This window comes from Legionella sp. km772, from assembly GCF_003989735.1.
In the GTDB taxonomy this organism is placed as follows: domain Bacteria; phylum Pseudomonadota; class Gammaproteobacteria; order Legionellales; family Legionellaceae; genus Legionella.
Genome location: NZ_RZGQ01000154.1, coordinates 1 through 6,862, shown reverse-complemented (window position 1 = coordinate 6,862; position 6,862 = coordinate 1). Strand labels below are relative to the sequence as shown.

Below are 6,862 nucleotides of genomic sequence, written 5' to 3'. Positions count from 1 at the left end.
CTTAAATCTTCAACAGTTGATAAAAAAGCTAATACTTCAGACATCCCTTTCTTTCGCCAGTTCAAATAAATGCAGGATTATACTGTTTATGTGACTAATTTCTAGTCATGAAAAGCCCCTGTCTTTCACTGCCCCAGGAGAACACAGAAGCATCGTTAAAATCACGCTATGAAACATTACGCCAGCGGGTGGCCGCTATTAATTTAGAAACAGTGGAATTAAAAAAACGGGAGCAAGAAATTACCCATTTGATAACAAAAATTCCTGGAGATTTACACGATCTTAATAAGGTTTTAACTACCACCACCCAAAAAATAAAAACTGCTGAGACGCAAATTAAGAGTATACTTAAAGATATTGATAGCCTTTATGTAGAGATGAAAGAAGCTATAGATCCTTTTGAGTTGGCAACGGTACAATATGCCCAACCAAAACCCAAATTATTATCTGCAACAGAACAATTGGCCGAACCCCTAATCAGAGAGCGGTATTTAGATACCCAACTTGAAGCAAGGCCATTACAAGGGCAAGAGAAAAGAATAGTCGTACCGGAAAATCCACTTCAAGGTAGCTATACTCCTCCGGATGCTACTATTTGAGAATTAAGATTTAAAGTATAATTATTCACACAATTAGAGGTTAATATGTCAACAGGTCTTTCGATTTCTCGCATTCTTTTAGAAAGTGCAATTGCAAAATTAGATAATCTGTTAGCCACTAGACAAGCAGCAAAGAGCTTAAGCCAAGCAGAACAATTAATGAATGGGGGAATATTTAAGGTCAAACAAAGTTCAACTAGCGCAGAGTTTGAGGCCATTACCAAACTGCTTACTGAAGCTAAAACCCTATTGAACCATACAGATGATTTTGATGAAGTGGAAGCCAATTCCCTTAGAGAAAAAATGAACAAAATCACTTAATATATATCCTTTAACGGGCTAAGCTTACACCTCTTCACCTGATTAACAACGATGCATAAACGCTCTTTATTGACCAAGCTTCTTATTGTTTTTTTATACTCTAATAGACGTTCCTCTCTGGTTTAGGTAATATAGCCACTTAATTTTCATTGATAATGTGCCCTATGACACAAAGTAAAACCCACAATAAATTAATTTCTTGTGTCGTACCAGTTTATAACGAAGAGTCTGTGGTTGGTGAATTTATTGTTGCCCTCAATAAAATGCTAATTGAATTAAGTTATCCCTATGAAATTATTATCATTGATGATGGTAGTACAGACCACACCAGCACCATTATTCATCAACATCGAACCAAAGCACCGCTTCGCTATGTCCGTTTTAGTCGCAATTTTGGCAAAGAAAAAGCTTTAAGCGCTGGTTTAGACTATGCACGCGGCGATGCTGTTATTTTATTAGATAGCGATTTTCAACATCCTTTAGAGTTACTACCTGAATTCATCAAAAAATGGGAAGAAGGGAATGATATGGTTTTTGCCGTTCGTCAAAGTCGTGCTGATGAATCTTGGCTTAAAAGAAATTGCGCGCGTGCCTTTTATCAATTCACCTCGAAAATTAACCGCGTAAATATTCCTGCCAATGCGGGGGATTTTCGTCTTTTAGATCGAAAAATTGTTAATGCCTTGCAAAAACTTCCTGAGCGTAACCGTTTTATGAAAGGTTTATTCAGCTGGGTGGGATTTAAACAGGTAGCCATCCCATTTGAAGTTCAGCCAAGAAAATCAGGGGTTTCGCAGTGGAATTTTTATTCACTTCTTGACTTAGCGATTACAGGAATTACCTCTTTTACCGCCTTTCCTTTACGCATGATTGCTATTGGTGGCGTAGGACTTGCAACCTTAGCTATTTTGTATGGCTTATGGATTATTTTTAATACTTTAATTTTCGGTATCCAAACACCAGGTTGGGCAACCATAGTTACTGCGATTAGTTTTTTTGGCGGCCTACAGTTATTTGCTATCGGTGTGGTTGGTGAATATGTAGGTCGCGTTTTTGATGAAGTGAAGCAACGCCCTCATTATATTGTGGATGAAGAAAGTAGCTTTTATGATTAATCTATCAAGAAAAAGCCAACAGGTTCTCTTTTTTGCAGGAGTAGGAGCGGGTGCTGCCTTAACTCATTTATTGGTGGTTTTAAACTTAGTAAACCACTTTGCTATTGAACCCTTGCTAGCTAATCTGATTGCTTTTTTTATTGCTTTTAATGTCAGCTACTTAGGGCATAGATACCTTAGCTTTTCCCATTTAGAGAATAAGAAGCAATTAAGCCTGCCTCATTTTTTTTTAGTGGCTTCATCGGCAGGGGCTCTTAATGAACTCTTGTATTTTTTACTTTTAAAGTACAGTAGCGTCCACTATTTATTAGCCTTAGTTGTTGTTCTTGGTTTAGTAGCTATTTATAGTTTCCTTTTATCGCGATTTTGGGCTTGCCGCTAATCAACATTTCTTTATTCTCAAATAGACCAACAAGCCCCATTTATCACTTTGCTACCAGCCTAATTACATAGAGAAAAACCGTCTTCCAGACTTGCTTAAACAATCCAAGGTGAGGCTTGGTTAACACGTTCCTCCTACCTGCTTCACTGCTGCACAAGGATGATATTTTTCAATATTAAAACTCTTAAGTTTATTAGCTCATTTTCTAACTTAAAGCGATGCGGTATGCGACACAATCTTCTAGAAACAACTCACTAGAAAAATAAGCCATTTCCCGCAGGCGAGCAGGTGCTATCGGATCGTTTTTTTCTTTCCCTGTACCAGGATGACACATAATTAAAGTATTAGAAGGGACTATTTTTAACCATTGCTTAAATAAATCTGAATAATCCACCCGAGGTGAGAAATCATAGACTCCAGCAAAATAATCGTTGTGCCTTATTTTTTGATTCTTTAACATCTCTTTTAAAGCTTTACCACCGGTATAAGCTAAAACTCGCCCCTTCCAATCATAAGCTGGCAAGGAAATAAGAGGATAAGTCGAACGAATCCACACTGAATGGGGTTGTAAACGTTGCTCATACAAGCTCATCAAAACTTTTCTAATTAAGGGGAATTGGTGTACATGTTGATGGCCATCGATAAAATCAGGCAATTTACCCATTAGCCGAATAAAGCGTTCCAATTGGGCAAGAAACTCTTGCTCAATTAAAGGGCGAGTTAGAGCCCGCAGGTGGGTTTTTAGCAGCAGTTCAGGCAAACTAAAACAGTTTTTATCTGTTTGAGATAAAAGTAAACCTTCAGTCAAATTAAAATGTAAGCCAATTTGCACTTGGTCGGATAAGTTTAAAAGCTCTTTAGCATAAGTGGTAAAACTTGGGCCATTCACCATACAACTTAAGGCCGAAAGCCGTTTCATGCGGGCTAATTGTAGTAATCCTAAGCAGACTCCAGGACTAAAACCAAAATCATCAGCACACAGTATTATTTTTTTTAATGCCGCCATTATAATCAAGCCGCTTCAGAACGTAATTTTAGGCGGAATAATCGCGCACTAAAAAGGTTAATGCATAAGCCGGTAATTACTAATAAACAGGCCAGTAGTTTCCATAATTGGAACGGCTCTCCAAAAACGAGTACAGAGCTTATTATGCCTACTAGAGGTATTAAAAGGGTAAAAGGCACCACCACGCTAACCGGATAACGCCCGAGCAACCAGTTCCATACTCCATAACCTACCCAAGTAGAGGCATAGACAATATACAATAAGGAACCAAAGCCCTTCCAACTAAGATGTTGATAGCTGTTGAGGAAACTTTGCGGTCCTTCAATGACTAGCGCTGCGGCAAACATAGGTAAGCAAATAATAAAACTTCCCCATACAATTACGGCTATTAAATTACTGGTATCTATTTTTTTTGCGATTAAGTTTCCTATCCCCCAAGAGGCGGCGGCACCTAAAATACATAAAAAGCCCCATAAAGAAACATGTTGATCAAAATGTAAGGCGACTACAGCTATCCCTGCAAAAGCAACTAAGGCACCGACAATTTGTTTTAATTGCGGCTGCTCACCAAACCACAACACTGCAAAAAACATACTAAAAAACACTTGCACCTGCATGATTAAAGAAGCCATCCCAGGCGTCATACCCACGTACATCCCCATAAAAACTAAAGAAAATTGCAGGGCAAACATAAAAAAACCATAAGCAGCAATCATCAGGATAGAAGCTTTAGGCGGTTTAACAAAGAAAACAGCAGGAACACTCGCTAATAAAAAACGCAGGGCGCATAAAAGTAGGGGTGAGATCTCTTGCAGGCCTAACTTTACGAAAATGAAGTTAATTCCCCACACCAGAATAACCAGCAAAACTAATAAAAAATGTCGAATTGGCATAGTCATCCAATTGATTAATAATCCTCACTATTTTAGCATATTATTGTTTAATAAGATTTTAAATTGCGCTAATTTCTGATAAATATTTTTCAATTCGTCCTCCACCAAGTTACAATGCCTTAAGCAACATTAAAAAGGCTTATATGAAAGAACTTATTCTGGCAACCAGCAATAAAGGAAAAATTAAAGAGCTACGCGCGCTACTCGCGCCAAGTTTATGCACCCCCCAACAAGAGTTAGGGATCAGCGATGCCCATGAGACTGGATTAAGTTTTATTGAAAATGCCCTTATTAAAGCGCGACATGCTAGCCATTTTGCTAACAAACCAGCGCTCGCAGACGATTCAGGCCTAGTTGTCCCAGCCTTAAATGGCGCACCAGGAATTTATTCGGCACGCTATGCCGGGGAGCCTACGAGTGATTCAAAGAACATTAATTTGTTGCTTAGCCATATGAAGTCTTTACCTAAAGAACAGCGCCAAGCCTATTTTTATTGCGCCATTGCTTTAGTACAGCATTCACAAGACCCGACCCCGATTATAGCAACGGGCATCATGCAGGGTGTCATCATCAATGAGCGCAGAGGGGATCAGGGATTCGGCTACGATCCAATTTTCTTTATAGAACAATATCAGTGCACAGCCGCCGAATTATCTGCTAGTATAAAAAATAGGATTAGCCATCGTGCCCTAGCCCTAAATCAATTAAAACAATTAATCCCAGTTTATGAATAAGAAATTAAGCGATTTATTTAACCAAGCTCGGCAACTTCTCTCAGAAGCGAAGTATGATGAGGCCATTGCCTTATTTGAACAAATATTAGCTTTAGACCCACAACACCAAGAAAGCTTGCATTTTTTAGGATTAACTTATGCACAAATGGGCAAAATACACCAAGCCTTATCTTTTTTACAACAAGCCAATGCTATAAATCCAGAGCCCTATTTATTAAATAACCTTGCTAACGCCTATAAAAAAAATAATCAAATAGAAGAGGCCATTCGCCACTATTTACAAGCGATTGAATTAGCACCAAATTATGCCCAAGCGCATAGTAATTTAGCGAATCTCTATGCCTTACAAAATAATTATGAGGACGCCTTAGCCCATTACATAAAAGCAACCCATGCTGCTCCTGACTTTAGCTCTGCCCATTTTAATTTGGGGCTTTTGCTATTAAAAAATAATGAATTGGATGCCGCTAAAAGACAATTTTCTAATGTGTTAGCACTCAATCCTGATGCTATTGAGGCACAATTTTATCTAGGTGTATTACATCTGGAAGCCAATGAGTTAGACCAAGCAGAGCAAGCCTTTCAAGCGGTATTAGCTCAGCAGAATGAGCATGTTGAAGCCTTAGTGAATTTAGGGGTTATTGCCCTTAAACGTGGACAAAATCAAATAGCCGTTGATTATTTTACTAAAGCCTTGGCTTTAGATAATGATGAAATGGACGCCCGTAATAATTTAGCCTCAACCTTCATGCACTATGATCGCTTTGAAAATGCCTTAATGCATTATGATGTTTTATTACAAAAAGAGCCCAATAACATTGAGTATTTATATAATTCCGGGGTTGCGCAAATGGCATTAGGCCATTTAAACGAAGCAACTATGCATTTTGATCATATCCTTCAGCTAGAACCCACGCATGCATCCAGTTTAAACAATTTAGCAGCGATCTATTTAAAATTAGATAATAGAGAAACTTCTCGCCATTATTTAGAGCGCGCTTTAGAAGTGAATCCAGAGGATAAGATTAGCAGGCATATGTTAAATGCGATTACAGGAATAAAAAATGGCGAAAATACTCCTGAATACGCCCATAATTTATTTAACAACTACGCCTTATATTATGATCAACATATGCAAGGACAGCTTAATTACAGTATTCCTACTCATATTGCCCGAAGTTTACATCAATTCGAATTACTGGAGCTTGATAACGCTTTAGACTTAGGTTGCGGAACAGGTTTAACTGGCGTGGCTGTGCGTGAATATTGTAAGCATTTAACTGGGGTGGATATCGCCGAAAAGATGATAGAACACGCGAAGAAAAAAGCTATTTATGATGAACTGCTGCAAATGGAGTTACTCGATTTCCTAAAACAAGACCCCAAACACTATGATCTCATTGTTGCGGCTGATGTGCTGCCTTATTTTGGTGATCTAGCCCCATTAATCCAGCTCGTTAGCGAACATTTAACTGAAGAGCATTATTTTATCTTTACTACTGAAATTAATGAAGAAAGCCCCTGGCAATTAGAAAGCAGTGCACGTTTTAGTCATCAACCCGCTTATCTTAACACCCTCACTAAAGAGCATTCATTAACTATTGTAAAACAAGAAAAAATACCTGCCCGCATACAAAACCAGCTACCTTTAGAGGTAATGTTGTATGTAACCAAAAAAGCATCCAGTTAATCACTTAGCTAGGTCCGGGGATCTGGAACAAAATTCAGGAAAAATAAGAGCTATTCCCGGTTTGTTAGTTCATTCACCTTACTCTCAGAATGGCTTATCCACAAGTCCATAGGCCAGGAGAG

At 38.4% G+C, this 6,862-nt stretch carries 8 protein-coding genes; 6 read left to right on the top strand and 2 right to left on the bottom strand.

Translation table 11 applies throughout. From position 1 onward, the window contains the following. The first annotated feature begins 107 nt into the window (after positions 1-107). The 4 genes from ELY15_RS12435 (at position 108) to ELY15_RS12420 (ending at position 2,417) form a co-directional block, all read left to right on the top strand. A complete protein-coding gene (locus ELY15_RS12435) occupies positions 108-599 on the top strand; it encodes a hypothetical protein (RefSeq protein ID WP_127100505.1) in 492 nt (163 codons plus the stop codon). A gap of 45 nt (positions 600-644) precedes the next feature. Further along, positions 645-920: a hypothetical protein gene (locus ELY15_RS12430; protein ID WP_127100503.1), complete on the top strand. Its 276-nt coding sequence runs from the start codon at positions 645-647 to the stop codon at positions 918-920. A gap of 164 nt (positions 921-1,084) precedes the next feature. Beyond that, positions 1,085-2,035: a glycosyltransferase family 2 protein gene (locus tag ELY15_RS12425; protein ID WP_127100501.1), complete on the top strand. Its 951-nt coding sequence runs from the start codon at positions 1,085-1,087 to the stop codon at positions 2,033-2,035. Continuing rightward, on the top strand, positions 2,028-2,417 hold the full coding sequence (locus ELY15_RS12420; RefSeq protein ID WP_127100509.1) for a GtrA family protein: 390 nt from the start codon (positions 2,028-2,030) through the stop codon (positions 2,415-2,417). The genes ELY15_RS12425 and ELY15_RS12420 overlap by 8 nt, the downstream gene beginning before the upstream one ends. Positions 2,418-2,622: 205 nt before the next feature. Here ELY15_RS12420 and ELY15_RS12415 read toward each other — a convergent pair whose 3' ends face one another. Together ELY15_RS12415 and ELY15_RS12410 are read right to left on the bottom strand one after the other, a co-directional pair. Then, positions 2,623-3,423 (bottom strand): ChbG/HpnK family deacetylase, encoded by an 801-nt coding sequence (locus ELY15_RS12415; protein ID WP_127100499.1) that lies wholly within the window; start codon positions 3,421-3,423, stop codon positions 2,623-2,625. A 5-nt stretch (positions 3,424-3,428) separates the two neighbouring features. Beyond that, positions 3,429-4,316, bottom strand: coding sequence for an EamA family transporter (locus ELY15_RS12410; protein WP_127100507.1), 888 nt, complete (start codon positions 4,314-4,316; stop codon positions 3,429-3,431). A gap of 143 nt (positions 4,317-4,459) precedes the next feature. Between ELY15_RS12410 and rdgB the strand changes: the two genes are divergently transcribed. Beyond that, the gene (gene rdgB / locus ELY15_RS12405; protein WP_127100497.1) at positions 4,460-5,050 is read left to right on the top strand and encodes an RdgB/HAM1 family non-canonical purine NTP pyrophosphatase; all 591 of its coding nucleotides are present in this window, start codon (positions 4,460-4,462) and stop codon (positions 5,048-5,050) included. Continuing rightward, complete coding sequence (locus ELY15_RS12400; protein ID WP_127100495.1) at positions 5,043-6,740, top strand: tetratricopeptide repeat protein; 1,698 nt, start codon at positions 5,043-5,045, stop codon at positions 6,738-6,740. The genes rdgB and ELY15_RS12400 overlap by 8 nt, the downstream gene beginning before the upstream one ends. Positions 6,741-6,862 lie beyond the last annotated feature (122 nt).